The organism is Myxococcus sp. CA051A (assembly GCF_013336705.1).
GTDB lineage: Bacteria > Myxococcota > Myxococcia > Myxococcales > Myxococcaceae > Myxococcus > Myxococcus llanfairpwllgwyngyllgogerychwyrndrobwllllantysiliogogogochensis.
Map to the genome: position 1 here is coordinate 1 of NZ_JABUMS010000039.1, position 26073 is coordinate 26073.

At 67.3% G+C, this 26073-nt stretch carries 19 protein-coding genes; 7 read left to right on the forward strand and 12 right to left on the reverse strand.

All coding sequences use genetic code 11. The features are described 5' to 3' along the window. Positions 1–835: 835 nt before the first annotated feature. Both HUA74_RS46270 and HUA74_RS46275 read left to right on the forward strand, forming a co-directional pair. Complete coding sequence (locus HUA74_RS46270) at positions 836–1711, forward strand: hypothetical protein (RefSeq protein ID WP_254625546.1); 876 nt, start codon at positions 836–838, stop codon at positions 1709–1711. Then, positions 1708–2112 carry a hypothetical protein gene (locus HUA74_RS46275; RefSeq protein ID WP_254625549.1) on the forward strand — a complete coding sequence of 135 codons (405 nt, stop codon included), beginning with the start codon at positions 1708–1710 and terminating at the stop codon, positions 2110–2112. Before HUA74_RS46270 ends, HUA74_RS46275 begins: the two co-directional genes overlap by 4 nt. Before the next feature lie 206 nt (positions 2113–2318). On the opposite strand, the gene HUA74_RS44345 is transcribed toward HUA74_RS46275, so the two are convergent. The 4 genes from HUA74_RS44345 to HUA74_RS44360 all read right to left on the reverse strand — a co-directional run bounded on the left by HUA74_RS44345 (position 2319) and on the right by HUA74_RS44360 (position 8099). Continuing rightward, complete coding sequence (locus tag HUA74_RS44345) at positions 2319–3854, reverse strand: hypothetical protein (protein WP_174459415.1); 1536 nt, start codon at positions 3852–3854, stop codon at positions 2319–2321. Positions 3855–3868: 14 nt separating this feature from the next. Beyond that, a complete protein-coding gene (locus HUA74_RS44350) occupies positions 3869–5317 on the reverse strand; it encodes a hypothetical protein (RefSeq protein ID WP_174459416.1) in 1449 nt (482 codons plus the stop codon). Between the two features lie 307 nt (positions 5318–5624). Beyond that, positions 5625–6194: a DUF1993 family protein gene (locus HUA74_RS44355; protein ID WP_254625550.1), complete on the reverse strand. Its 570-nt coding sequence runs from the start codon at positions 6192–6194 to the stop codon at positions 5625–5627. Between the two features lie 1032 nt (positions 6195–7226). Beyond that, the gene (locus HUA74_RS44360) at positions 7227–8099 is read right to left on the reverse strand and encodes a helix-turn-helix domain-containing protein (RefSeq protein WP_174459418.1); all 873 of its coding nucleotides are present in this window, start codon (positions 8097–8099) and stop codon (positions 7227–7229) included. 139 nt (positions 8100–8238) lie between these two features. Here HUA74_RS44360 and HUA74_RS44365 point away from each other — a divergent pair, with 139 nt between their 5' ends. Next, the gene (locus tag HUA74_RS44365; RefSeq protein WP_174459419.1) at positions 8239–9219 is read left to right on the forward strand and encodes an alpha/beta fold hydrolase; all 981 of its coding nucleotides are present in this window, start codon (positions 8239–8241) and stop codon (positions 9217–9219) included. A gap of 192 nt (positions 9220–9411) precedes the next feature. On the opposite strand, the gene HUA74_RS44370 is transcribed toward HUA74_RS44365, so the two are convergent. Beyond that, positions 9412–10680, reverse strand: coding sequence for a hypothetical protein (locus HUA74_RS44370; RefSeq protein ID WP_371817408.1), 1269 nt, complete (start codon positions 10678–10680; stop codon positions 9412–9414). A gap of 400 nt (positions 10681–11080) precedes the next feature. Here HUA74_RS44370 and HUA74_RS44375 point away from each other — a divergent pair, with 400 nt between their 5' ends. Next, positions 11081–12031 carry an RNA ligase family protein gene (locus HUA74_RS44375; protein ID WP_254625551.1) on the forward strand — a complete coding sequence of 317 codons (951 nt, stop codon included), beginning with the start codon at positions 11081–11083 and terminating at the stop codon, positions 12029–12031. A 155-nt stretch (positions 12032–12186) separates the two neighbouring features. On the opposite strand, the gene HUA74_RS44380 is transcribed toward HUA74_RS44375, so the two are convergent. Beyond that, positions 12187–12753: a hypothetical protein gene (locus HUA74_RS44380; RefSeq protein ID WP_174459422.1), complete on the reverse strand. Its 567-nt coding sequence runs from the start codon at positions 12751–12753 to the stop codon at positions 12187–12189. A gap of 445 nt (positions 12754–13198) precedes the next feature. Between HUA74_RS44380 and HUA74_RS44385 the strand changes: the two genes are divergently transcribed. Beyond that, a complete protein-coding gene (locus HUA74_RS44385) occupies positions 13199–14677 on the forward strand; it encodes an FAD-dependent monooxygenase (protein ID WP_174459423.1) in 1479 nt (492 codons plus the stop codon). A gap of 1091 nt (positions 14678–15768) precedes the next feature. Here HUA74_RS44385 and HUA74_RS44390 read toward each other — a convergent pair. From HUA74_RS44390 to HUA74_RS44410, 5 genes are all read right to left on the reverse strand, one after another. Then, positions 15769–16617: a hypothetical protein gene (locus HUA74_RS44390; protein WP_174459424.1), complete on the reverse strand. Its 849-nt coding sequence runs from the start codon at positions 16615–16617 to the stop codon at positions 15769–15771. A 154-nt stretch (positions 16618–16771) separates the two neighbouring features. Beyond that, complete coding sequence (locus HUA74_RS44395; RefSeq protein WP_174459425.1) at positions 16772–18553, reverse strand: hypothetical protein; 1782 nt, start codon at positions 18551–18553, stop codon at positions 16772–16774. 398 nt (positions 18554–18951) lie between these two features. Further along, entirely contained in the window at positions 18952–20946 is a 1995-nt protein-coding gene (locus HUA74_RS44400; protein ID WP_371817409.1) for an Ig-like domain-containing protein, read from the reverse strand. Positions 20947–21129: 183 nt separating this feature from the next. Further along, positions 21130–21756 (reverse strand): hypothetical protein, encoded by a 627-nt coding sequence (locus HUA74_RS44405; RefSeq protein WP_254625552.1) that lies wholly within the window; start codon positions 21754–21756, stop codon positions 21130–21132. A gap of 132 nt (positions 21757–21888) precedes the next feature. After that, entirely contained in the window at positions 21889–22413 is a 525-nt protein-coding gene (locus tag HUA74_RS44410; RefSeq protein ID WP_174459427.1) for a hypothetical protein, read from the reverse strand. Positions 22414–22552: 139 nt separating this feature from the next. On the opposite strand from HUA74_RS44410, the gene HUA74_RS44415 reads away from it, so the two are divergent. Then, complete coding sequence (locus HUA74_RS44415; RefSeq protein ID WP_174459428.1) at positions 22553–23476, forward strand: LysR family transcriptional regulator; 924 nt, start codon at positions 22553–22555, stop codon at positions 23474–23476. Between the two features lie 297 nt (positions 23477–23773). Here HUA74_RS44415 and HUA74_RS44420 read toward each other — a convergent pair whose 3' ends face one another. Beyond that, complete coding sequence (locus HUA74_RS44420) at positions 23774–24655, reverse strand: alpha/beta fold hydrolase (protein ID WP_174459429.1); 882 nt, start codon at positions 24653–24655, stop codon at positions 23774–23776. Positions 24656–24787: 132 nt separating this feature from the next. Here HUA74_RS44420 and HUA74_RS44425 point away from each other — a divergent pair, with 132 nt between their 5' ends. Then, positions 24788–25804, forward strand: coding sequence for an AraC family transcriptional regulator (locus HUA74_RS44425; RefSeq protein ID WP_174459430.1), 1017 nt, complete (start codon positions 24788–24790; stop codon positions 25802–25804). Positions 25805–26073: the final 269 nt, after the last annotated feature.

Consider the following 26073-nt stretch of genomic DNA (forward strand, 5'->3'; position numbering starts at 1 on the left):
ATGACCGCCGCTACCTCGACATGGCCCTGCTGACTTCAAACCCAGACACCGCTGAATGAATCCGCCAAGGAGCCTTCCTCCCCCGTTCCCCCTCCGAACCAACTACACACGATTCGGGACTTGACCCAGTGGAGGTCCTTGGCGCCTCTGCTGCCGTACCAGTGCAGGGTGGGGCATGGAAGGACCACCGGCTCATCATCAACGCATGCCCATGCTCGGCCCAGACGGGACTCTCACCTGGACAGGCAACCGTCGCACCGGCTCCACCCTCGCGGCCCAATGCCATCGACGGCGGTACACCCACGACTCCTCGATGCCGTGAGAACTCCACCTGCGCCAGCCCGCTGCCATCGAACTCCTCGAGGACCTCGAACCACTCCTGCTTCTCAACCCGCTCCGACATTCGGGCCAGGGGCCACCGCACTGCCGCCCCTGCAATGGCCTCTGCCGCGTCGCTCGCCGGACGGTTACTGAGCGTCCGCCACCGCGACGACACCGTCACTGCCGAACACGTGGAGTACCGACGCCACCTGCCCCCCTGCATCAGGGAGGAAGCCTCCTCGGAGGAGCACCCGGTCAGGGGGCTGGCGGCCTGCAACACCAGCGTCGGAGCGACGCGTCCGCGGGCCACCCGTCTCCAACAGAGGCCGTCGGTGCTTCCTGGGTTCTTTGTACTCAGAGTACGGATTTCGCTGGCGCGCGGGGCCCCCGTGGCTAATCTCCGCCACGGCCAGCACCGGGTTCGTATGACTGCGCCACAGCGACGACGTGAGCGCGAAAGCGCTGGTTCGCTGTCCCCCGGCCCCTCGCAATCCCAACCAGCAGGAGTCCCTACTTGTCGACCCCGTCGCTCGAGCGATCCAACTTCCGTCCCTCTTCCGAGCTGCGCCGCGCCAGCCGAAGCGCGCGCGCCGCCCTTGTTCTTGCTGTCGTCATGCACCTGGCGACGGCGAGCACGGCGTTCGCCGCGCCTTCAATCGCGAACAAGAGCCCCGCCAAGGCCGACATCCAGACGGTCGAAGTCAAGATGAAGAGCATCACCAAGAAGTTCGAGAAGTCGGACTGGAAGAACTCCAACACGCTCGACGAGATCGCGAAGATGCTCGATGACGTCGAGACCCGCATCGCTCGCATCAAGGAGAAGGACAAGGACTGGGACACCTCGAGCTTCGAGACCTTCTTCTCGGAGTCCAGCGCGAAGTGGAAGAAGGCGAGCGAGGAGGTGAACGCGACCCGCGGTGAGGCGCAGCTCGACACGGAGCGCCGCGCCCGGTTCACGACCATCGGTGATCGCCACGGCGCCGCCATCCAGGCCGGGCTCATGGCCCTCGACGGACAGGTGCGCGGCGCGCTCGGCCATGTCCGGGAGGACATGGAGGCGATCCTCGCGCTCCCCGCCCTCGCCGAGGAGTGTGAAGACCGCCAGTACCCGACGATTCAGAAGTACTACGAGGACGAAGGGCGCGCGAAGCAGCCGAAGGTGGTCTGCGAACTCGCCGGCAACCATCAGAAGGTCGCCGAAACCTACGTGTCGCTCGCGGCGAAGGCGCGCCTCGAGGATCAGCTCAAGGTCGACCAGGAGGCGCTCACCGCACTCGAGCAGCATGGCGCGCTCTCCAGCGTCTGGCTCGCGCGCGCTTCAAGGATCCCGCCGCGCATGCCAGGCAGGTCGCCAGCGAGTTCGCCGAGCTCACCGCCTCTGCGGGCGTGACTCTCGGCGCCGAGCACTTCAAGCCGCTCGAGGCCCAGGCGAGAAAGTTCAAGGAGGTACTGGCCGCCGCGAGCCGGGTTGATCGCTTCCCCAAGGCCAGGTCCACGAGCGACGCGAAGCTCAACGGCTCGGTCTCCGGACAGGTCAAGTCCTTCGGCGGTACGCTGGCGAAGCTCCGCACCTCCGGCACGATGATGGTCGAGAAGAACGACCTCGGCATCCCGCTCGCGCAGTCGACCCGTGGCGCAGCGCTCGTGCGCGTCGCGAGCGACGGCGGGTTCTGCCGGCTCTACGACGACGTGGGCTTCTCGGGGACCTACAAGGGCGGAGGGCCCTATGCCCCGCTCTCCTACTCCTCGGGCATCGAAGATGAGTTCAAGGTGACGGTCTGCTCGAAGTAGCGAGCACACCGACGACACCCGGCGATGCGGTCCGGCGCCTCGAACCGGACCGCCATTGCCCGGGTGCTTCGACGACGACAACCCCATGCATCCTCACACGAGGCTGCAGTTGCGTTCCCCCATCGAGCCCCGGCGCGCGGTATCACCCCACTGAGCGTGTCCGTTTTGACAGGGGCAACTCCATCCCCACCCCCGCGACCCGAGGCTCACGGGTAGGTCTGCTTCAGGTAGATGGCGTCCTCCATCGAGGGCGGCAATTCCTTCCAGAGCCACAGGTCGACCCGCGTCCCCACCAGGGACTTCTGGCGCGGCTCGCCGTCCCCATCCGAGAACACCAGCAGGAGGTCCTGGCGCGACGGAGGCACGGCAAGGGCACCGACCGCGCCGAAGGGAAGCCGGCACTCGATGTCCTGGCCTCCCTGCCGCGCCCGCCACCGGCACCGTGCGCCGCGTACGGGCCAGTCCACACGGGTCCCCCGGAAGTCCCTCCACTGGCGCAGGGACGCGTGGCCCTCCGGCTCCAGGACGACCGCGTAGTACGGACGGAGCTCCAGGTGGTCCGCGAAGACGGGACTCAAGCCAGGCCGAGCCGGCGTCACCCGGTCGTCGCCCACCTGCGCGGCCAGGTACAGCGCGTCGGCCCCCTGTGCCAGCCGCCACGTGACGGACGCATCCAAAGGGCCCTCCCACGCACCCAGGCCATGGATGACATTCGAGTCGGTGAGCGCCGGGAGCGGCTGGACCGGCCCCCACGCCGCGTCGCCCGCGATGTCCCCATCCACCGTGGGCTCGGCCTTCATGGGGACGGTGTGGTAGCCCTCCTCGTCCAGGAAGGCGACCCGTGACGGCGGAGCCGGCAGCACAAGTCGGTCCGGCGAGCCGATGAGGACACAGGCGCTCGAGACGATGTCGCCACCGCTCCCGCCGCCCTGGACGAAGGTCGCGCACACCGTCGTGCCCGTCAGCGCGACTCCGGTCAGGCCAGAGGACCCCAACACCTCGGCGAACTTGAGGACATGCGGAGCGCCTCCGTCCGACTGCCCCACCACGCACTCCCACACCCCCTCATCGGCCCCGAGCGCGATGCACGCCGACGCCGAGCAGGAGCCCACCGCGGACACCGGCTGCTCGCCCGCGCCCGCCGACGTGGCACAGAGCTTCGCAGCCTCCTGGAGGAAGCTCGCCGCCGGCTTTCGCCCCGTGCAGGTGGGAGGCGCCAGCGTGGGCTCGCTATTGGACGGCTCGATGGAGCAGTAGGCCTCCTGCGGCTTCGACTTCGGCTGCGGTCTCGGCTCGGGTAGGGGCGTGAGAGCCGTCGTGGGCCCGCGCTCGGTCGTCCGAGCCAGCTCCACGAGCGAGCCGTCCTTCCGGCGCTTCGAGCGCAGCACGAACGTGCGACGCGCTTCGTCCCGTCCCCGCACGTCGATGCCCCCCGCCTCGCTCGCCCGGGTGACCTTCGCGTCCTCGGTCCCGGTGAGCGCCAGGCTCCCTGTCACCGTGCCCTTCCGGTCTGTCACCACCAGGCACCAGTCCGCGGGCATGCCGGGCAGCGGGGAGTCATTGCGCAGGGCGACGCAGTAGTCCTTCTTGCAGCGCGTGTCACATGAGAGGTGTTCCCAGTCCTCGGGGTCCGTCATGCACGACACCACGTCGGACACCTCTCCCACGTCGCGGCAGGCCTCGCCCGCGGAGGCGCGCGAAGCCAGGACAACGAACCCCATCAGCGCGAAGTGCAACGCCATTCTTCGCTGTCCACTCATGGAAGCCTCGCCCGCTTCTGCTGCTCGATGGAGCGCGCCTCCTGAAGGGTCGGTGGCACCTCGCTCACGAAGTTTTCAGTCAGCAGCGGTCCCATCAGCGTCTCTTGCGTCCCGGGCTGGTCAGCGTCCGAGACCCAGACGGAGAACCACGACGGACCGGGCACCGCGGGGATGAAGAAGATGACGCCATTCGGGATGCGGCACTCGACCGCATAGCCCCCGTCCTCGGAGGCCCAGACGCACTGGGACTCGAGGGGCCAGTCGACCTCACGTCCCCTCCGGTCCCGCCACTGCCGCAGGGACACCTTCCGGTCCGCGCCCAGCAACAGCGCGTACCGGGGGGCCTCGATTCCATTGCGGCCGAAGTCGAGCTCCAGGTGGTCCGTCCCGACGGCTGGGACGCCCTGCGCCAGCGGAACCACCCGGTCGTCCCGGACACGGGCGGCGAGGAGCATGCCGTCCGCGTCATGCAGCAGCTTGAGCCGGACGGAAGAGTCCTCAGGACCGCGCCACGCGCGCGGACCGTACAGGAGGTGGGCCCGCGTCTCGGCCACCACCTCGCGAGCCTGGGCCCACGCGGGGTCATCGAGCGTCCCATCCACCCGTACCGGAGACACCGCGGGGCCCACGAAGTACACCCCGTCCGACTCCAGCGGCGAGCCCTGGTTCGGCAGCAGAAGTCGGTGAGGCGGGGCCGCCGCGTAGCAGAGTTCCCGCAGGCAGGCCGCCCGGTTCGTGCAGCCCCCGTCCACGTGCGCGCAGAGCGTCTCTCCCCGCACGTCCCATTGGAAGGCGTTCCCATACACGCGAGGCTGCGGGAGCCCATGGACGGCCCCCTTCACATCCACCCAGACCAGGCACGACCAGCCCGCATCCAACGCGCCGTTCTTCACGGGCACGACCGTCAGACACCCCTGTGCGGAGCACGCGCCCTGTGGCGGCTTCAGCATCGATGCGGGGTGCCCGGGACTCGTGCAGGTGGCGCGGGCCTTGTCGACGACTTCGGGGGACGGCGCCTTGCCCGTGCAGGCAAAGACCTCCTGCCGGCGACCCGGAACGGTGCAACGGCCCTCGGGCGGTGGACGCGGCGGGCCCTCGAGCGGCGGACGGAACGTGAGGGACTCCGAGGCTTCGAGCTTCCCCTCCTGGGTGCGGATGAGCCGGACATGGCCGACAGCACCACCGACGAGCACGGTCAGGTCCACCATGCCCGACGCCGACACGTCCAGGCCCGGGCGACCGAAGCTTCCGGGGCCCAGCGACCAGGAGCCGGTCACCGCTCGCGTCCGGGCATCGAGCGCAAGCACACACAGCCCGCGCTTCCCGGCCTGGAACTGCTGCTCATCCGTGCGGATGCAGAACCCCTGGGTACAGACCTCCTGGCACACGGAGCGGGGGTACGAGGGATTCGACTGACAGACCAACGTCGAGGGGTTGCCGGGCACTGCGCACGGCGTCTCAGCCGCTGCGCGGGCGCCAGCGGCAACGGTGATGACCAGGGCGAGACACGCTCCTCGCCACCCTGTCTTTGGAATGCCCATGAACTGGTACCCTTGCGATGCCTGTGCCACGCCGAAGTGGGCACATCATGCACGAGAAGCGTGGCCCTGCAGCCACAGCGCCGTGGTCCCGAGGCCGCAAGGCGCCTGCGGAACCTGTCGTGGACCCTGGCCTGAATGTCGAAGCGGGTTGAGACGCAGGAGTGGTTCGAGGGCGCCGAGGAGTTCGAGGGCCGCGAGGGCGGAGTTCAACTCAACTCGCCCCCCAGTTGCCCAAGAAGTCGCCCATGGTGAGTCGCACGCCTTGGTTGCGCAAGATGCCGTAGGCGGTGGTCACGTGATAGAAAAAGTGAGGGATCGCGAAGGCGATCAGAAACTGGTGGCCACTGGAGCGCATCGAGCCACGGCGGTGCTCAATCACGACCTCTCGTTCGAGGCCGGCTTCGAGGTCGCCTGGCGCGAGCTCTCGCAGATACGCAATCGTCGCATCGAGCCGCTGGTGCAGCTCCGCGAAGCTCTTTGCATCGTTCGCGGCCGGCACCCGGGGCGCACCCAGCAACTGCGCGATCGCCAACCTGGCTCCCTCCGCGGCCCAGTGGACTTGAGCGGCGAGCGTGTACATGTGCAGGTCCGCTGGCGAGTTACTCGCATCGCCGTGCATGCGCCCTTCCGCGGAGATCCGCGCGTCCAGCAACACCGCTTCACCGCTGCCACTGGCCGCGGCATGTTCTTCGGCCTTCGCCAACTGCGCTTTCAAGTTGGTCAGTCCTCGGACAAACAGGCCAGCAGAGAGTTCGTAGGCATTCAAAGACATGGTCACCATTCACCGCGTCATGCGCCGGTGCCAACCGGTCCCGACCAGCGCGTATTGATGGACTGCGATACCTACCGCACCTTGTCCCTCGCAGCCAGCGGAGCGTACGTCCAACGGGTTTCGCATCAGCGTTCGCCATACCCCATCCCGACGCCACGCTGACGCGGCCAGCTCGCGCGACGGGAGCAGGCGTCAGGCCTGAGTCGTCCTCTCCGAACCCACTCCACATGGTTCGGGGCCTGGCCCGGCGTCGCTACAGGGCCGTGAAGAGATACGTCGACGGCCCGCTCGCGGAGGTGAGTCCCTCCTCCGTGCTACATGCCGCCAGGTCCAGGTTCAGAAAGGTCGCCACCTGCGTCACCTGCGCCCCCTGAAACAGCCCAGACGTGATGGGCCCTTTCAGGGTAAGGACGCGTTGGCCGCTCGCGCTGGTTCCCACAATGGTCGTGAAATGCCAGGTACTGATTGCTCCGTTGTTCCACACAAAGGTCTGGTCACCCTCATCGGTGGCCAATAACGTCACACATGACGCCGTGGTCTCGCCCGTGAAGGTGGTCGTGAAAGAGCTCACGCCCGCGGGCAGCCCCACTCCAGTGCAAACCCCTGACAGCTCACTTCCCATGTATTGGATGAGCTTCGACGTATACGTCAATCCGGGCGAATAGGTCATCTGCGTCGTTCCGGCCGGACAGGTGATGAGCAAGAGCGCGTGCGCGACGGACGGCATCGTCAACAGCCCCAGCACCGTCCCCGCCAGCAGCAAGGAACGAGGCGACACGGAGGAGAACCGCGTTGGATGAAGCTTCAGACTGGCTTGCATTCAACCCCCCAGGGAAGAAGAGCAGTGCGCTCATTCTCGCAGCAAAGGGCCAGGAACTCCCTGCCTGCGTGGCGGCCTGTCTGCTTCTCGACGGAGGCTCTCCAGGGAGTCCTTGCTCACTCCTGACGCTCCTCCACATTCAGCCGGAGAGCAGCCGCGCCATTCCTTGCGGGGTGGCTACCTCCGGAAGCGCTGGCTCTTTCGCTCGTTCTCCCGCGACCTCACTGTGACGCCCGGGCGATCTCCGTCGGACTCATGCCCAGGAAGCGGCGCAGGCAGCGAGCCATGTGGCTTGGGTGTGAGAAGCCCGCCTCCATCGCAATCTCCGTCAGGCTCTTGCGCCCTTCCATCAAGCGCAGCCGTGCGCGCTCCACGCGACGCTCCAGCACGAACCGATGAACCGGCAGTCCCGTGGCCTGTTTGAACAGCGGCTTGAAGTGAGACAGGCTGAACCCCGCCACCCCCGCCAGTTCCGCCAGCGTCAGCTCCTCGTCCAGGTGCGCCTCGATGTATTCGACCACCTGCCGCAGCCGCCACGCCGGCAATGCATGGCGACGCCTGGGCGCCAAGTCCTCCGTGGGAGACTGCAACGCGAACAGCCGTGCGGCGAGCGCCGTCGCCAGGCTGTCCACGAAGAGCCTCCCCCCCGGATATCCATCGTGGTCCTCGGCCTGCATCATCCAGCCGATGCGCTCGACCTGCGCGTCCCGGATGTGGATGGCCGGATCCAGTTCCGCCCCTTGCGCCCCCAACCCCCTGGCCTCCGCGGCCTCCCTCATCAGCGCGGGCGTCAGCCGCAGGAGCAACGACCGGGCCGGGCCCGACAACGTCCACCGCGTGCTCGACCCCGCCGGAACCACGCAGAACTGACCGTGGATGCGTGCCGCCTGACGCTCGGCCTTCCCCACGCGATACGTCACCGGCACCGGCTCCCCCACATGCAGACAGAGGACATGGCGGTCATCCACCGGCGAGTCGAACCGACCCGACGGAACCGGAGACGTGAGCACGTCGAGCAACGGCGTGCGCCCCGGGCCGTGGCTCTTCAGCAGCGCGGCCGGAAGGCTTGGGTAGCACGAGGGTCGATCAGTCATCCCGGGAAACATCTCCTTGGGGCTGCCGTGCCGCAACACGGAAGATCATCCGTTTGTGCTCGAGAACGGCCAGGCATGCGCGCGCCGACGCGAGCTCACTGCAATCATTGACACGTTCTCTCCCACTGGAGTTCTCCCCATGAGACGTCGGTTCTTCCTCAAGTTCGCGGCCATGACCCTCGCGGCCAGCACGCTCGGCGCTTGTGCATCCCACCCGGAGTCCCGCTCCACCACGGCTGGCGTCACGGCGGTCCCAGTGACGGACGCGGCGACCTGGCGCGCGGCACGACGCTTCGCCCCGCTCTCGTTCGGAAAGATTGCCTACGTGGAGCGAGGCTCGGGTGAGGTGGCCCTGTTCCTCCACGGCGCCCCCCTCAATGGCTTCCAGTGGCGCGGCGCGTTTGACCGGCTGTGCGACCTCCGGCGCTGCATCGCTCCTGACTTCATGGGCCTGGGCTACTCGGAGGTCCCCGAGCACCAGTCACTGGCCGCCGCGGCCCAGGTGGACATGCTCGCGGCCCTGCTCGACTCGCTCGGCGCCTCTCAGGTCGACATCGTCGCCAGTGACAGCGGAGGCGCGGTCGCCCAGCTCTTCCTGGTCAAGTTCCCAGCGCGGGTCCGGACACTCCTCCTGACGAACTGCGACACCGAGCCGAACAGCCCTCCACCCAAGGTCATGCCGGCCATTGAGCTGGCTCGCGCTGGGACGCTCGCGGCCGACACCGCCGCGTGGCTCACCGACCCGGCCATGGCCCGCTCGACGTTCGGCGCGGCTGTCTTCCAGAACCCCAACACCCTCACCAACGAGGTCATCGAAACCTACGCCTCGCCCGTCGTGAGCTCGCCGAAGCGGCAGGCCCAGTACCACGCCTTCCACCAGGCGTTTCTCCCCAACCCGCTGGCGGGAATCGAGGCAAAGCTCCTTGGCGTCCACATCCCGGTCCGCATCGTCTGGGGCGCAAGCGACGACATCTTCTCGAACGAGGACGCGCACTACCTCGACCGCACGTTCCCCGGCTCCCAGGGGATTCGCTTCGTGCCGGGCGGGAAGCTGTTCTTCCAGGAGGAGAACCCCGACATCATCGCGGAGGAAGCCCTCCGACTGTGGAAGGTCGACTGACTTGCCTCCGTGTGGACGGGAGACGGCATCCTCGCGAGCTTCAGAGGGTCCGAAAACCGCGGGGCAGGTCATCCACCTCCGTGGCGGGCCCGTTGCGTCCTCTCCTCGATGCTCCCAGGCAGACACACCCGCCGGGGCCCGTGCAGGCGGCCCCGGCGGTGGGATTCGACTCTTCCGCGACGGGAGGCGGACTTACGGAGCGCGCGCCAGGTCCACGGTGAGGCAGGGCTCCATCTTCTCGGGGGTCACGAGGAAAGGCGCCTCGCGGTCCAGGTGCCGGGAGATGCCCGGCGTGGCGAAGCCAATCTGGCCGCCGCCGTCGTAGATCAGGGCCAACCAGTCATTCTGCGCCGCGGGGAATACATCCCCAGCGAAGCCGTTGCGGTTGAAATCCAACGAATAGGCGCCGTTGTCGACTTGGACATTGTTGTTGAAGTCGAGGAAGTTGCCTGCATGGCCAAAAATGTTGACGCCGTTGACGCGCACTCCGCCGATGCGGTCAAGGTCCGCTTCCGTGGTAGGCGCAATGGGCGCGAACGCAGAAGTCTCAAGGATATTCTGCTCACTGAAGGCAGCAACCCGCACACGCGAGTAGTCGAGCACGCCGCCAATGTTGTCAATGACGAACCCATGAAACTGGTATTCGTAGTTCATGATGCTCAGGTAGTTGGGCTTGTAGTTGGCACCGTCATTGCCACCGTGGTCCAGGCCGATGTTGTGTCCCAACTCGTGCATCAGGGTGCCAGCCACCGCCACGTTCGGTACGCCGCCCCAAAAGCCCAGTGACACCACGAAGTCCTGGGCAGGCAGCCCGCGCGAGATGCCGCTGGAGTTGCCCCCGTTGTATCGGTGCGCGAACAGCATGTAATGGAAGTACGGCGCGCGGCTCGCGGCGAAGTACTTGGCCTTGATCGTGTCGAAGTCGGTCCAGACAGGACTCAAGTCCAGGTCCACGTCCGCGGCGGCGATCTCCTGACTCACCACCAGGTGCAGCGTGATGCCCGTGGACCCATTCGGGTTGCTCACCGGCGCTTTGGCGAAAGCCGTGATGACGCTGTTCAGCGTGTCCTGGGTCGGCAGGAGGCCGGGAAGGTAGTCCACTTCCACGAAGATATCCTTCTTGCGCGGGTTGGCGCCGAGGGCACTCAAATCCACGCCGCCGAAGCCGAACAACTCCACGTAGTCGCTGAGGCGGTCCCCGTCCGTGTCAGCGTTGTTCGGATTGGTGCCAAACACTACCTCCACGATGTCGCAGACGCCATCCTGGTCTGTATCCAGTGAGGTCAGGAGACAGCCGAGAGGGAGCGGGAGTGGCACAGCCTCTGCGACCACCTCATCCTGGCGAGTACTGCTCTGTACCTCGTCCGGTGGAGCCACGTTGCCGCAGGCGGTCAAACCCAGGACGGACAGGGATGTTGTCAGCAAATACCTGCAAAGCCGCGTCATATTTCTCCCCCACATTGAAGATTAGCATTGCGCCAATCGTCGACATCATCGTCGGATGCGTCTTGAATTGAAAGAGGGATGGGGTCGATTTCGGTGGTCGCACCCCTTGGAGTTCCCACCATTTCAGCAAGCAGCTCCAAGCAAGAAAGAGATGAATTCCTTGATGAAACCAGGCCGGGATGGTTGTGTCTGGCCAAAGTTCGGCTGCCGCATCAGGAGCGCGTCAAGGCCCCATACGGCGGTGCGTCAATCCCAGTGAGCGAGGCGCGCGGAGACCGGCGCGTTCCTGTGTCGGCGACGCGGATTTGGAAACAACTCCCCTGCCGCGTCCGAATGACCGGGGCAGCGCGGCGCGGCCACTTCGGGCATTCTGCCGGGCATGGTGCCGCCTCCTTCATTTCGGACCTACGCGAAGATGCCCGCAGCGGGTCAACCGAAGTCAGCGCCCAGCCCGGGTGGCCCGTGGATCGCCCTGGAGAAGATTCATGGCGCGCAGCTCGTCATCGCCGTGCGGGCTGGACAGGTCTGGTTCGGCAAGCGCAAGGCCTGGCTGACCGAGGATGAGTCCTTCTTCGGCTGGCAGCTCATGCGGGCGCAACTGGGCTCCGCGGCCGAGCAGATGGCACAGTCGCTGGGGGCCACGACCGGCACCGTGTATTTCTACGGAGAGCTCTTCGGCGGGCACTATCCGCATCCGGAGGTGCCACCCGTGCCGGGGCTGTCCGCCGTGCAGACCGGCATCTGGTATGCGCCGGAGCTGCGCTGGTCGCCGTTCGACGTCCTGCTCGTGCGGGATGACGAAGACGAGGGCACCTTGCTGGCCCATCCGGAGCTGGAGGCCGCGGCCAAGGCAGCGGGACTCATGACGCCTCCCGTGCTTCGACGAGGGACTCGCGGCGACATGGACAGCGTCCCCACGCGGTATCCGACGCGGGTTCCCGGCGTGTTGGGGCTGCCACCCATCCCCGACAACGTGGCGGAGGGGCTGGTCATCAAGAGCGAGCTGCGCGCCTCCCCCAGCACCCGTGCCTCCGTCAAACGGAAGATCGACGAGTTCAGTGAGGGCCGCTTCGACGAGAGCGAGGCGTGGAGTCCCCACCAGTCCCTCTCGATGGAGACGCTCGAGGAGTGGGCCGCGCGACTGGTCAACCCCGCGAGGATCGCCAGCGCCCTCTCCAAGTGCGGACGCGACCAGGTCGATACGCTGCTCGACGAAGTGGTCCTCGACGTGCGGGTGGACCTGGAGCTGGCGTTTCCTCTCGCCTATCGCTCGCTCGATGCGAAGGCGGAGGACGTCCTGTCGGCCCGGATTCGCGAGCGGGCCCTGGTGCTCATCCGGGCCGCGCTCACGCCTCACGGCAATTGAGAACGGATGGCCCCGAGGACAGGGGCCACGAGCGCGGAGTTGCCCCTGTCGAAGCGGACACGGTCAGCGGGTTGAATTCGAGCGTCGGAACTCGCGCTGGGCGCACAGCTCCGTGCGCCAATGCGAGCGAGGCGCGCACGAGCGGCCCGGCATCGCTACAGGGCCGAGAAGAGATACGTCGACGTCCCACTCGCGGAGGTGAGCCCCTCCTCCGTGCTACATGCCGCCAGGTCCAGGTTCAGCAAGGTCACCACCTGCGTCACCTGCGCACCCTGGAACAGTCCAGACGTGATGGGCCCTTGCAGGGTGGTGACGCGTTGGCCGCCCACGCTGGTTCCCACCGTGGCCGTGAAATGCCAGGTACTGGTTGCCCCGTTGCTCCACACAAACGTCTGGTCACCCTCGCTGGCGGTGAACAACGCTGTACATGACACCATATCCTCGCCCACGAAGCTGGTCGTGAACGAACTCACCCCCATGGGCAGCCCCAGTCCAGTGCAAATCCCTGACAGCTCATGCCCCACGCCTTGGATGAGCCGCGGCGTATTCGTCATTCCGGGCGAATAGGCCACCTGCGTCGTTCCGGCCGGACAGGTGATGAGCAGGAGTGCGTGCGCGACAGACGGCACCGTCAACAGCCCCAGCACCGTCACCGCCAGCAGCAAGGCACGAGGCGACGCGGTGGAGAACCGTGTTGGGTGAAGTTTCAGACTGGCTTGCATTGAGCCCCCCAGGGCAGAAGAGCAGCGCGCCCATGCTCGCAGCAACGGGCCAGCAAATCCCCGCCTGCGTGGCGGCCTGTCTGCTTCTCGACGGGGCCCTCCAGGTAGACCTCGCTCCGACTGACGCCCATCCACCATCACCCGGATAGCAGCCGCGCCATCCCTGGCGAGGAGGCTACCGACGCGGCGCATACCGCATCGCCACCGAGCCAGACAACCCGGTCCCGTGTGGGGCACCAAGGCCACTTCATGCAGTGCGTCAGTGCCATGAGTGAAGGCCACGCGTGCGCGCTTTTGGGGGTCCGCGACGGGCCGCTGGAGGAGCCATGGCAGCCCTCGCCGCTCTCTCCACTGCCATCAAATGCCAGACCCCGGCGATTGCCGCAAGCCCCCCCGGTCATGCTCCACCATCACCCGTTTCACTCCCGAAGCAGGAGGCCAGGGGATGCACACGAACGTGGTGACACAACACGAGGTGGTGATTGCTGGAGGGGGCCCGACCGGGCTGATGCTGGCGGCGGAGCTGGCATTGGCGCGGGTGGACGTGGCCATCGTCGAGCGGCGCGCCAATCAGGAGGTCACCGGCTCGCGCTCGCGCGGACTGCACGCGCGCAGCCTGGAGGTGCTGGATCAGCGCGGGGTCGTCGAGCGCTTCGTCTCGCAAGGGCAAGCAGTCCAGAACGTCGCGTTCGGGCAGACGCTTCTGGACCTCAGCGACTTCCCGACACGTCACAACCATGGACTCGCGCTCTTGCAGGAGCGCTTCGAGCACATCCTGGCGGAGTGGGTGGGCGAGCTGGCGGTGCCCATCTACCGTGGGTGCGAGGTGACGGGCTTCGCGCAGGACGACACCGGCGTCGACGTCGAGCTGTCCGACGGCCGTGCGTTGCGGGCGAAGTACCTCGTCGGGTGCGACGGGGGTCGCAGCCTCGTTCGCAAGGCTGCGGGCATCGAGTTCCCGGGGTGGGATGCGTCGATCAGCTACCTCATCGCCGAGGTCGAGATGACCGGAGCGCCGGCGTTCGGCATCCGCCGGGATGAGAAGGGCACCTACGCCATGGGCAAGCTGGAGGACGGCCGCGTGGGCGTCGTGCTGAGAGAGGAGCAGGTCGGCACGGGCGACGCGCCGACCCTCGAGGGGCTGCGCGAGGGGCTCGTCGCGCTCTACGGGACGGACTACGGCCTGCGCCGCGCCACGTCCCTCTCGAGGTTCACCGACATGACGCGGCAGGCGGCGTCCTACCGGGACCGACGGGTGCTCCTGGCCGGCGACGCGGCCCACGTGCACTCGCCCATGGGCGGACAGGGACTCAACCTGGGCGTGCAGGATGCCGTGAACCTGGGGTGGAAGCTGGCCCAGGTCGTGCGCGGCGTCTCGCCTGAGAACCTGCTCGACACGTACCAGGCCGAGCGGCACCCCGTCGCGGCCCGTGCGCTGCGGAAGACCATGGCGCAGACCGCGCTGAGCCGAGGTGACGCGCGAATGGACGCCGTGCGCGAGACGTTGGCTGAGTTGCTGCAGATGGACGGGCCTCGCAAGCAGTACGCGGCGATGATGTCGGGGCTGGACGTCCACTACGAGCTGGGCAGCGGACACCCGCTGGTCGGGCGCCGCATGCCGGACCTTGACCTGGCCACCCCCGACGGCCCCCGGCGCGTGTTCCACCTGTTGCACGACGCGCGGCCGGTGCTGCTCGACCTGGGCGAGTCCGGCACTCTCGACGTCACGCCCTGGGCGGACCGCGTTCGGAGGGTCGCTGCTCGCTACACGGGGGAGTGGGAACTCCCGGCGCTCGGCGCGGTCACTGCACCCGTTGCGGTGCTGATTCGACCGGACGGTCACGTCGCGTGGGTCGGTGAGGGCACGAACCAGGGCCTGCGTGAGGCCTTGACCCGATGGTTCGGGCCGCCGCGTACGCCGTAACGCGTTTCGCTTGCCTTAGCGGACCATGCCCGGCGGTCTGACGGCCGCTGCGGCATGGGTGCGTCAAGGCGAGTGAGCGAGGCGCGCGAGCGGAGCATCTCCCCCCTGGGGACATACGGGGTGTATTCGGGCGGGCACCGGAACGTCGGTGGATTCAACGGGTCGTAGCAACGCTCGAATCCGAGGAGTTGCGATGGGAGCAAACAAGCGTCGCCGGGCTGCTCGTGCTGGGCGTCCTCCCATGCCGTCGCCCGGGCGCTCCGCGCTCGACTGCGAGTCACCCACTGGTTACGAGAAGAAGCACCGCGCTGCCGCTTGATGACGAAAGCGCGGAACCGGGGCAACTTCAACCCACGGCCTTCGGAAGCGCCCACTTTCCGATTACATTGCCAGCTTGGTCGAAAATCATGACGAACACCCACCACATCTGGCCCATAATTGCCGCAATCTTCATATCCGGCTGCACAGCCCAGACAACCAGGGCCGCATCTGACAATCGTGCCTCAGACAGGGCGGACAGCAACGAATGCAGCAGAGCACGTGCAACCCTTGAGCTGGAGGCCAGAAGCCACACGGATTGCACAGAAGACGACGACTGCCATGCGGAAGATGTGCGACTAATCGATGACGGATGCTGCCTTTCAGTATCTCGAACATGGCAGCAAAGCCCAGAAAGTCGTGCCCTGCTCAATGCAGCATACATCCAATGCAACGGCGTAGCAGACTACTACTGCCCGAAACAGTGCGTCGGCGCCTGCATCAACAAAAAGTGCGTCGGCAAGACAGCCGCAACACACGCACCGGGGTCGCAGTAAGTCCAACTGCCTGAACTAGAGCTGGCCTCGAAATTGAGCGAGCAAGCCCGGGGGCGGAGGGCGGGCCGCTGATCGACCAAAGAGATGGTCATGCCCGAAGCTGGCCAGTGGACCTGACGGATGAACGGTAGAGCCTGTTCGAGCCGCTGATTCCCTCTCGTCCCGGTTCGCCCTCTACACACGTAGAGAGACGCGCCTCCCCGCCCCTCTCGACGAATTACACAAGATTCGGGACGTGACCGGCACCCACCAGGAGACCGCAGCACCTCGAAGGGCTCAGAAGAGGCTGACTTTCGTATACAGGCTGTAGCCAGCGTCTCGTTTCATCCACATGACCCGGCGGCCTTCCCTGACCTCGTTCGCGGTGAACTGGAGCGTGTGGTCCGTCCCCTTCTCCAGGCATTCGACCAGCCAACCGCCCCCGTAGAGCGTGCAGTCCAGCGCCTCAAGAGAGGGGCTGCGGACCGCCCAGTCACTGGCTTGCGATAGCTCTTCCCACTCCATCATCTCCCTCTGGGTCAGCTTCTTCGCATTGGCGATTCCCGTCAGACGGACGGTTTCCTGGATGGGGCCCGCCAGGAGGGCTGTGAAATCCTCGAACTTCTTCGCCTGGAGCAACTGCTGCAACTCGACGATCTTTGCGTGGACCTGATTCTTCTCCGCGTCGCTCCAGACAATCTTCTGGCCTGTCCGCCAGAGAGGGGGCTTCAGCTTCGTGGGTGCCTTGAACGTGAGCGGGACCTTCACCTGGATGTTCCCCACGTCGGAGTAGGTCTCGGCCAGCGCTCGGTCCTTGCCCACCTTCACCGTGAGCTTTTGCAGTTTGCCTTGGACCGTCTCCGCATGGCCGTCGACTTCCACCCGCAGGGTGTTCTTCCCCGGCACCACGAAGTGCTGGATGGGAAAGCCCCGCCGGAGCTCGGGCTCCATGTCCTCTTCGGGGCTGCTCACGGGATGCCGGTAGACGAGGACGTCGTTCACGAACAACCTGGGCCGCGCTTGCGGCTTGTAGGTGAACTCCACGACGAACTGGTCGGGAATCGTGCCCGCGGACTCCGACTTGAGCCGCACCTGGACCTGCGCATGCGCCGCTTCCACGAAAGCGAGACAAAACATCAGAAGCATGCGGCTCGCATTCCCTACCAACCACTGACCCGTACGCACGAACAACCTCCAGGGCTCACTCCAGCGATTGCGTCGAAGGAGCCGACCAACCGGCCTGGAGCCAAGTCTGAGACCTTCTACCATGGTGCCTGGCCCAAACGAGGCAGACAGCCATTCAGCGGTCGAGCCTGGGCCCGTCGACCCGGAAGTCGAACAAGAAGTATGGAGGCACGCACGCGCCTGTTCCAGGAGCGCTGCCTGGGTAACGGCTGCAGCCATAGTCGTCGCGGCAGGGTTCGTCGACGGAACAGGTGCGCGTGGTCATGACCGCCACGAGCCCTTGTTTCCGGACGCAGTCTTCAATCGGGTCCTCCTGCGGAAAACAGACCTGCTCATAGCCGGAGACGAGCATCGGCGCGCACACCGAGGAGCCCGAGCGCGCGCCGGGCTGGGCGCACGGCACGGTGCAAAACCCGAGCGGGAACCCATAGCGATTGGCGATGCACGGAATGGCGTCCGAGGACTGCCCCTGACACACCTCAGGTGGATCGGCGACGATCTGGTCGCCGCTCGCACCCGGGCGGGCGACCACTCGGGCATTCTCACACGCATCGCCGGAGGTCGGAATCGCGGGCGCGCAGTACCCGACTTCGTCGTGATGACTGTCGCGGCACTTGAGCCCGGTCTGGCACGTCCAGTCCGCGAAGGTTGGATCTCCGAGCCCACAATGTGAGCCGTAGAAGCCAGCGGAGGTGGGGTGTTCGGGAAACGGTCGCGGCTCAGCGAAGGTCGTCCCGTCCGCCACGCTCGCGAGCATCCGTGCCCGCCAGCCGAGTTCCTCATGCAGGTGCGGCGAGACGCCGACCGCGAGGGCGTTGAACGTCTGGTTCGGGTCTCGCTCCTCGCCGGGGAGGTGGAAGCCCGCCACGGACCGGCTTTGATGGCAGCCTGTACACGTGAAGCCGTCGAGCCGTCGCAGCAGGCCCCTCGGGGAGCGAACCAGCTTCGCCTTGGCATAGGGGAGCTCGGCGAACACACGCGAGTCGACCTCTGCCTTGAAGAGGGAGCTGAAGACGCGATTGGCGGGCCTGGAGAGCCCTCGGGGGCTCACCGAGATGGCCCGCGTGGCCAGGAACCGGTCCGGAATGACGGAGCGCCCGGCGTCGATGTCCATGAAGCTCTTCACCATCCAGTCCGTCAGCGCCTTGCGCTCCGCCGGATTGAGGTCCGCCCGAGGCGTGTTGAGGAGCGGCCGTGGGATGAGGCGATTCGCCCTCACGTCGAAGGCCCTGAGGACGTACTCCGCGTGGTCGTCCGCCTCGGGGGTTCCCGGCCCGTGCAGATTCTGGAAGTTCGTCTCGAGGCGGCTCATGGGCGGCAGTTGGGTCACCATCCGCCCCACCGCGACGGTTCGCTCGGAGGCGCTCACCGGCAGCTCGCGCCACTGTCTGGCGATCGCCCCGCAGCTCGCGCCCGGTCCCATGGGCAACGGCCGGATGACGTTGACGGTCATTGGCAGGCGGACGACGGGCCGGCCTTTCGGCTGGAGTGAGAGGCGATAGATCAGCCGGAGCTGGCCACACTCCTTGGGCGTCGAAAAGCGCATGTCGAGCCGGTTGACCACGCCCACCAGCTGGAAGCGCGCGTGGGGCGAGCGCAGCCACTTCGGATCGAAGACGTAGTTCAGGCGCTGGGTGTCGAGCGGAAACTGGCTGAAGGCGACGCCGTCCCGACTGGAAAGCTCGGCAAGGTCGCGCTCGATGACCGCGACGAAGGATGCATACCGTGGCGAAGTGAGGAGGCTCTGCGCGTCCTCGGCCGGAGCGCCCAGCTGCTGACCGAAGGCCAGCCCCTGCCGCTCCAGGAGGATCAGCTCCGCGGGGTCAGCGATGAGCAGCGAGGGGTCGCGAGCGGGCGAAGGCGGCACCCGCGCGGCGGGCGCGGGCGAAGGAGGCACTTGCGCGACGGGCGCTGGCGAGGGAGGCACTTGCGCGGCGCGCGGTTGGCTTGCCGTGGAGCTCGGAGCGCGGGCTGGAGGGCGCTCCTGCGGTTCGCTCGAACAGGCGGCGCATATGAATGCGAGCGTGGTCGCGATAGCGCGCGATCCGGAGAGGCGTGCTCTGAAATGGTTCGGTTGCATCGCCGCACCTTTCGTATGTCCTGGGGAAGTGGGCGGTATCCGGTTCGATGGACAGGTTGACGACGCCGCTGCTCTTTCGAACCCGGCCGGTGCAGCGTAGCCGATTGCCAAGGACATGCGCTGCTCATCGTCCTTCTTCACCCACCCCCATGCGCCGGCCCTCCTGCTGTCAGAACGCAGCAGGCGGGCCGACGTCTTCCCTATCGAACCAGGCGCTAGAAATCGACGGCCAGGAGGGCGGCGCCCATCTCACCCGGGCTCTCTCCGCGTGTCTTCGTATCGCCGAGCCCGAGCTGGCCATAGTCGTTGTCACCCCAGCACTTGACGTCGCCATCGTCGAGGGTGACACAGGTGTGGGAGCCCGTCGTGAGTGACGTCGCGGCTCGGCCCGTACCGAGGTTGACCGGAGGCAGCGCGTCGCCCATTTGAGCTGGGAGCTGACCGCGGTTCTTCGAATCGCCGAGCCCAAGCCGGCCACTCTCGTTGGAACCCCAGCACTTGACCGAGCCGTCATCGAGGAGCGCACAGGTGTAGAATGCACCCAAGGAGAGCGCCTTCGCGGTCCGCCCCGTGCCGAGGTTCACCGGGGGCAGCGCGGCAGCCATCTCCCCGGGACCGTCTCCTCGGGGCTCCGCATCACCGAGCCCGAGCTGGCCATATTCGTTGTAACCCCAGCACTTGACGGAGCCGTCATCGAGAAGCGCACACGTGGAATAGCCACCCGCGGCGATGGCCCGCGCGGTCCGCCCCGCGCCGAGCTCCACCGGGGGCAGTGCGTCACCCATCTCATCCGGGCCATCTCCACGATCTTCCTTATCGCCGAGCCCGAGCTGGCCAAACGCGTTGTAACCCCAGCACTTGACGGAGCCGTCATCGAGGAGCGCGCAGGTGTGACCAGAACCCGCGGCGAGCGCCTTCGCGGTCCGCCCCGCGCCGAAGTCCACCGTCGGCAACGCATCACCCATCTTCCCCGGGCCATCTCCGCGGCTCCTCATATCGCCGAGCCCGAGCTTGCCATATTGATTGTCACCCCAGCACTTGACCGTGTCATCGTCGAGGATGGCACACGTGTAATCACTGCCGTTGGCGGCGAGCGCCTTCGCGGTCCGCCCGGTGCCGAGGTCCACCGGCGGCAGCGCATCATCCATCTCTCCGGGAGCATCGCCTCGGCGCTCCGTATCCCCGAGCCCGAGCATGCCAGCGACGTTCCACCCCCAGCACTTGACCGCGCCACGCTCGAGGAGCGCACAGGTGTAGTAGGCACCGAGGTGAAGCGACGTCACCTTCTGACCCGCGCCAAGGCGCACGAACGGGAGCAAGCCGCCCATCTCACCTGGGGCGTCCCCACGGCTGGCCTCATCCTCGAGCCCGAGCTGACCATATTCGTTGAAGCCCCAGCACTTGACACGTCCGTCCTGGAAGACCGCGCAGGTGTGCAGCGGCCCGGCGACCACCGAGTTCGGAACATCGTCACGGACGCGCACGGCGACCGAGCCGGTCGCGGTCGTGCCGTGAATGTCGGACACCTGGTACTCGAAGCTGGCTGCGCCCGCGAACCCGGGCGTCGGTGTGAACTTCACCTCGTCGCCGAGGAGCTCAACCGTGCCGTGGTCCGCGTTCGCGACCTGGCTCACCGTCAGCCCATCACCCTCCACATCGCTGTCATTGGCGAGGAGCTTCGCCACCGGGAGGGTCAGCCCGCCATTCATTCGGGTGACGGCCGAATCGGCGCTGGCAACGGGAGCGTCATTCACGGATTGGACGGTGACGGTCACCGTCGAAGTGCTGGTGTTCGTCCCATCGCTGACCGTGTAATTGAACGTCGCCATCCCGAAGAAGTTCGACTCCGGGGTGAAGGCGACATTGCCGCCCGCCAGCGTCACGGTGCCCTGGGTCGCATTGCCAACGGCGGTGACAGCGAGTGAGTCGCCGTCCGCGTCGGTGTCGTTGGCGACGAGCGTGGTCGCCGGGATGACCACGGCGGTGTCCTCGTCGGTCCTCACCCTGTCCGCCACCGCGACCGGGGCCTTGTTTGCCGGAGGAGTCGGCGGTGGCTTCTCCCCTCCTCCTCCTCCACACGCGGCGAGGACCCAGGAGCCAAGAAGGATGGCGCACCGGATGTCAGGGAAGAATCCCGGGGGGCAGGCGAACCGCAACAGCCACCGCGCGGAAGAACGACTCAGAGACAGACGACCAAGCTGATGTTTCACCAGTTCCCCTCATGGAAAGACGCACCACCCCTCGCGAAGACCCCCAACGGGATGCTGCCCCCCCATAACGGGGCCTGGAGACGCAGGTCGCAGAGCCAGACGCTCAATTCAACGGGATGGCCTCATCCGAGGAGTCACCAGGTCCCGGAGGGAGGGAACGTCGGACCGTGCGCGCGGGACGCATCAGAACACGCCCGCGAGCCCCAACGCGGCACCGTCCGGGCCCAGCGCGGCCACGGGCAGGGACTGCGTGTCGGGCCACAGGAGCAGCAACGCGCCGCTCAGCACCGCGAGTCCTCCCGCGCCATAGAGCAGGCCGCTGGTGGTGTTGAGGTCGTGGATGCGGCCGTTGCGCCGGGCGACCTCCTGCTGCGGCAGGTCCGAGGTGATGCCGTCGCGCTGGCTCTTCGCCTCCAGCGTGGCCCATGCGCCAGCACCCAGGGAGAGTGTCCCGAGTGTGAGCGCACCCCACCCCAGCGGCTTCCTCCAGCTCCATGGGCCACCCCCGTCCGACTCCACCAGCGTGAGTGGGGGCGGCCGTGGCTCGAAGCCCGCCACGAAATCGCGTCCGAATGGCAGGGTGAAGATGTGCTGGAAGGCCGCGTGCGCCGCGCCGCGCGAGGCCACGCGGGGCGCCTCGGCGGACAGGGACTCCAGGTGGACGACGTCCTGGGTGGTGGGCAGCAGGTACTCGGCTTCGTCCTCCACGCGCCTCAGGAAGACGGGGCCGCGTGGGGGCGGGCGCAAGAGGCGCAGGGGCTGACCGGCGGCATTGTGGAACTCCGCCAGCCGCACACCATTGGCGTCCACATCACCACCACGTGGGTGCGTCCCGCGATTCGCACCCGTCCCGGGAAGGTCGGAGCCAACACGCGAGCCACGGCCTGCCCGACCTGTCCGTAGCCCCCCACGATGACGATGGAGCCCTTGTGCGCGGCCATGTCACGGCACCTCCGCCACATCGCGGTTCGCCCGCCCGGGGGCGCTCGCCCATCGCTCACGGAAAGCGCGAACGAGCGCCAGGAGCGCGAGCCCCGCTGGGACCGGCTGGAGCACACCGGTCAGCTCGAAGAGAACGTCGTTCGGCAGCTCGTAGGTGGGCGGTGGGAAGAGCTGAGACAGCAGGTCCGTGGGCGCACCACCGAAGTAGAGGACATCCTTCAGGACGTGGTTGTAGAGCCCCTCGAACGCACCAATCATCCCGACCGGCACCGCGAGCGTCGTCAGCGTGAGCACGGCGAAGGCCAGCTCCCCGCGCAATCCCCCTCGACTCGGGCGCAGCACCCTCAGCGAGGCGAGGAGGATTCCGGTGGTGACGGCGGCGACCCCCACCATGTGCAGTCGCCATGGCGTTCCGTAGAGGAGGCCACCGTAGACGTGGTGAGCGCTCGTCAGCAGCAACACCGCGAGCGAGGCCTTCACCGAGCGGCCCATGCACCCCTGGAACATCGACTGCGACCCCGTCATGACGCACTCCTCTCGCGACTCGAGCCCGCTTCCGTGGGCCCACATGAACCACGCGGAGAGATGTGCCGTGTGCGCTGGTAGAGTGCGAGTGAGCCTCGAACACATCATCCATGCGGCCCACGCATCAATCCGTACCCGTATGTCACTGCCCTCGCTCTCCAACATCGACGCCTTCGTCCGTGCCGTGGAGGACGGAAACTTCACGCAAGCGGCGCGCAGGCTGCACATCACCGCCTCCGCCGTCAGCCGCCGCATCGCCCGCTTGGAGGAAGAGCTGGGAGTGCGCCTCTTCCAGCGGACGACGCGAGCGCTCAGGCTCACGGATGACGGGTGTGACTTCTACGCGCGCTGCCAGCACATCCTGGCGGAGTTGGGTGAAGCCAAGGAGTCGCTCGCCCGCTCCCGCAACCGCCCCACGGGGCGCTTGCGCGTGGAGGTGCCGCAGGTCATCGGGCAGCTCGTGCTCACCCCGGCCCTGCCTCGCTTTCTCCAGGCCTACCCAGGCGTCGAGATTCATCTGACGATGCGGGACGAGGTGGTGGACCCCATCACCGAGGGCGCCGACGTGCTCATCCGAATGGGACCGCTGACAGATTCGAGGCTGGTGTCGCGCAGCCTGGCGATGACCCGGATGGTGGCCGTGGCAGCGCCGGCCTACCTGAAGCAGCACGGGACACCTGCCATGCCCTCGGACCTGTCGCATCACCAGTGCCTGGGCTTCCTGCGCCAGGGCATCGTTGGTGAGTGGCGCTTCAAGGGCCCAGAGGGCATCACACGCGTCGCGCCGCGCGGAGCGTTCCATGTCAGCCAGGGAGCCACCCTGCGCGACGCCGCGGCGATGGGGCTCGGCATCGCGTGGATGATGGACTTCATGGTGACGCGAGAGCTGGCCACGGGCGCGCTCGTCACAGTGCTCGACACCTACGCCCGCGAGGAGCGCCCCATCTACCTGCTGCACCCGCCCGGCCGGCATTTGCCCTCCCGGGTACGGGTGTTCCTCGACTTCGTGAAGACGCTCTTCGCCAACTCCCGGGCGGAGCACTCGGAGAGCAGCGCGCGCTAGCAAGCTGTTGAAGAAGTCAGCGTTGGGAGCAACCGTCAGCGCCGCCACTCCTCATTGGACCTGGGGTGAGCATCCGGTAGAACTGGTTGCGCAGGAACAGCCCGGGCCGCGTGCGGGGGGCGAAGAAACCGCCCACGCGCTTCGCGCCGTCCTGTGCCGGTGTCGCATAGGGTCTCAGCCGGGCATCGAAGCACGGCTCGCGAGGCGGTAGGGCTCGGCCAACGTGCGCCAGCGGTGCCATGGCCGCACACAGTCACGTGGCGGTTCATCCTGGCCGAGCAGCTCGACCGTGCGGCCTCAAGCCGCGGGGCGGGGCTTCGCGAGGAACTCAGTGAGCAATGGGGCCACGGCGGCGGGACGTTCATAGTGGGGCAGGTGCCCGGCGTCGTCGATGATGTGGAACTCCGCGTGAGGCAGGGCCGCGTGGACCTCTTCGGCGATGTGGAGGGGCGTGATTCGGTCGTCGCGGCCCCACAGCAGCAGCGTGGGTATGTGGCGCCTGGCCACACGGTGGAAGACAGGCGCCGCGGTGTGGATGGCCATGTGTCGCAGGGTCGAGAGTAGCGCGTGGCCAAATCCCGCGATGCGCGTGGAGGGCAGGAAGCGAGCCTCCAGCTCCGGAATCAGCTCGGGGCGGCGTGAATAGCCCGGCAGCCGTGCTCGCAGCTGCCGCTCGCCCATCACCGCGAAGAGGGCCTCACCCAACACGGGCACGTGCATGAGCCGGACCCCGAGCGACAGCTTCGTTCCGAAGCCATCCGGTTCGATGAGGCACAGGCTCCGGACGCGCTCGGGATTCCGGTCCACGTACTCCACCGCCAGCAGCCCGCCGAAGGCGAGTCCCACCAGATGCACCGGCGCGTGGAGCCCCAGCGCGGCCAGCAACTCCGTGAGCTGCCGTTCATACAGCTCCGGGCCATACCTCACCTTCGGCCGGTCCGAATACCCTCGGCCGAACAAGTCGTAGCGCAGCACCCGGTGCCCCGCGCGCACGAGCGGCTCGACAAGGGGCTCCCAGATGAACAGCGGCAGTGTGGCACCGGGAATCAACACCACGGTGGAGCCGCCTTCGGGGCCGTCCAGCAGGTAGTGTGTTTGCCCATCGCTCAGGGCGATGAATCGGCCCGGGGCCTCCGCCCGGAGCCGCGCGTCGAGGGGAACTGACGGAGGGGTTCGCATGGCCAGTGAGTAGCGCCGGGCCCCGTGGCTCGGAAGGGACCGCTGGCGACGAAGAGGGGACCTCTTGCGCCACCTCGCTCGCTTGAGCCTGCTCCGTGTTGTGCGTAGCGTCCGGAAGACGAGGGCATCGCCATGGCCACCCCCAGTGTCTCCACGAGATTGCCCCGGCTCATCCTGGACACGGTCGCGGCGAAGGGCGCGAACGCCGACGCCGTGGCTCGCCGTGCCGGAGTGGACCGGACACGGTTGACGGACGCGCACACGCGAATCGCCCTGCACCGTGGCGACCTGCTCTGGGAGAATGCCGCCGCGGCTGTCGGCGACCCGCACTTCGGGCTCCATCTGGCCACGACCTTCGAGCCCGGCCAGTTCGACCTCTTCGACTATCTGTGCCGGACCGCCGCGACCCTGGGGGCGGGGCTCCACCTCGCGAGCCGTCACTTGCGGTTGCTGCATGATGGCGCCGAACTCAATCTCACGTTGTCGGAGAGCCGCGCGACGCTGCGCTACCGCTGCCCGAACCGCCCCGCCGGGCCTGGACGGCAGGAGGCTGAGTTCACGCTCGCGCGGCTCCTGACCTTCGCGCGCGAGGCCACTGGCCAGCCGTTGATTCCCTTCCAGGTGGGCTTCACCCAGGCGGCCCCGCGCGGGCGGAACGTCCTCGCCGAGGCCTTCGGTACGACGCGACTGGCCTTCCGTCAGGAGTCCTGCACGCTCACGCTGCCCCGGGACATGCTCTCCCTTCCCCTGCGCCAGGCGGATGGCGGATTGCACGCCCTGCTCCTTCGCCACGTGGACCTGCTGGCACGCGAGGCGACGCCCCCCGTGGGCTGGCGTGAGCGGCTCCAGGCCCAGGTGGAAGAGGAGGTGGAGCGAGGAGAACCGTCGCTCGCCAGTGTCTGCGCGCGCCTGGGGATGAGCCCGCGCGGCCTCCAGCGCCGACTCAAGGCCGAGGGGCGGACATTCCGCGAAGTGACCGAGGGCGTCCGCCTGGAGAAGGTCCGCCGGCTGCTTGCCGACGACTCGCTCAACGTCGCGGGTATCGCGGAGCGCGTGGGCTATTCAGATGCACGAGCCCTGCGACGCGCCTTCCAGCGCTGGACGGGGATGAGCCCGGGACGCTACCGCCGGAGTACGTCCGCCGCGTGAGCCATGGGCGCTCCGGGCTCGCGATTTCGGGCGTGCAGTGGCGCGGAGCGGTTCCCGTTCGTTCCATGCTCGGAACGGGTGCGTTGCACACCATGCGTTCGCGCCCGAGGAGAGGGCAATTGTTGGGGGAAGCAGCCTCGGGCTAAACCGAAGTTCGTGATTCGCGATCAGCCTGAGGAGCAAGCGGGCGCGGAGCGGGCGGGCGCGGAGCGGGCGGGAAGAGGGAGCAGGGGCACCTCTCGTTCGGCTCTGTGTGCGCAGAAAACCTG

Bases quoted from the DNA above. Each gene is read 5' to 3' on its own strand.
- HUA74_RS44345 (WP_174459415.1), bottom strand. From the start codon at position 3,854: ATGGCGTTGCACTTCGCGCTGATGGGGTTCGTTGTCCTGGCTTCGCGC.
- HUA74_RS44355 (WP_254625550.1), bottom strand. From the start codon at position 6,194: ATGGTGACCATGTCTTTGAATGCCTACGAACTCTCTGCTGGCCTGTTT.
- HUA74_RS44360 (WP_174459418.1), bottom strand. From the start codon at position 8,099: ATGACTGATCGACCCTCGTGCTACCCAAGCCTTCCGGCCGCGCTGCTG.
- HUA74_RS44365 (WP_174459419.1), top strand. From the start codon at position 8,239: ATGAGACGTCGGTTCTTCCTCAAGTTCGCGGCCATGACCCTCGCGGCC.
- HUA74_RS44370 (WP_371817408.1), bottom strand. From the start codon at position 10,680: ATGTGGGGGAGAAATATGACGCGGCTTTGCAGGTATTTGCTGACAACA.
- HUA74_RS44375 (WP_254625551.1), top strand. From the start codon at position 11,081: ATGCCCGCAGCGGGTCAACCGAAGTCAGCGCCCAGCCCGGGTGGCCCG.
- HUA74_RS44380 (WP_174459422.1), bottom strand. From the start codon at position 12,753: ATGCAAGCCAGTCTGAAACTTCACCCAACACGGTTCTCCACCGCGTCG.
- HUA74_RS44385 (WP_174459423.1), top strand. From the start codon at position 13,199: ATGCACACGAACGTGGTGACACAACACGAGGTGGTGATTGCTGGAGGG.
- HUA74_RS44390 (WP_174459424.1), bottom strand. From the start codon at position 16,617: ATGCTTCTGATGTTTTGTCTCGCTTTCGTGGAAGCGGCGCATGCGCAG.
- HUA74_RS44410 (WP_174459427.1), bottom strand. From the start codon at position 22,413: ATGACGGGGTCGCAGTCGATGTTCCAGGGGTGCATGGGCCGCTCGGTG.
- HUA74_RS44415 (WP_174459428.1), top strand. From the start codon at position 22,553: ATGTCACTGCCCTCGCTCTCCAACATCGACGCCTTCGTCCGTGCCGTG.
- HUA74_RS44420 (WP_174459429.1), bottom strand. From the start codon at position 24,655: ATGCGAACCCCTCCGTCAGTTCCCCTCGACGCGCGGCTCCGGGCGGAG.
- HUA74_RS44425 (WP_174459430.1), top strand. From the start codon at position 24,788: ATGGCCACCCCCAGTGTCTCCACGAGATTGCCCCGGCTCATCCTGGAC.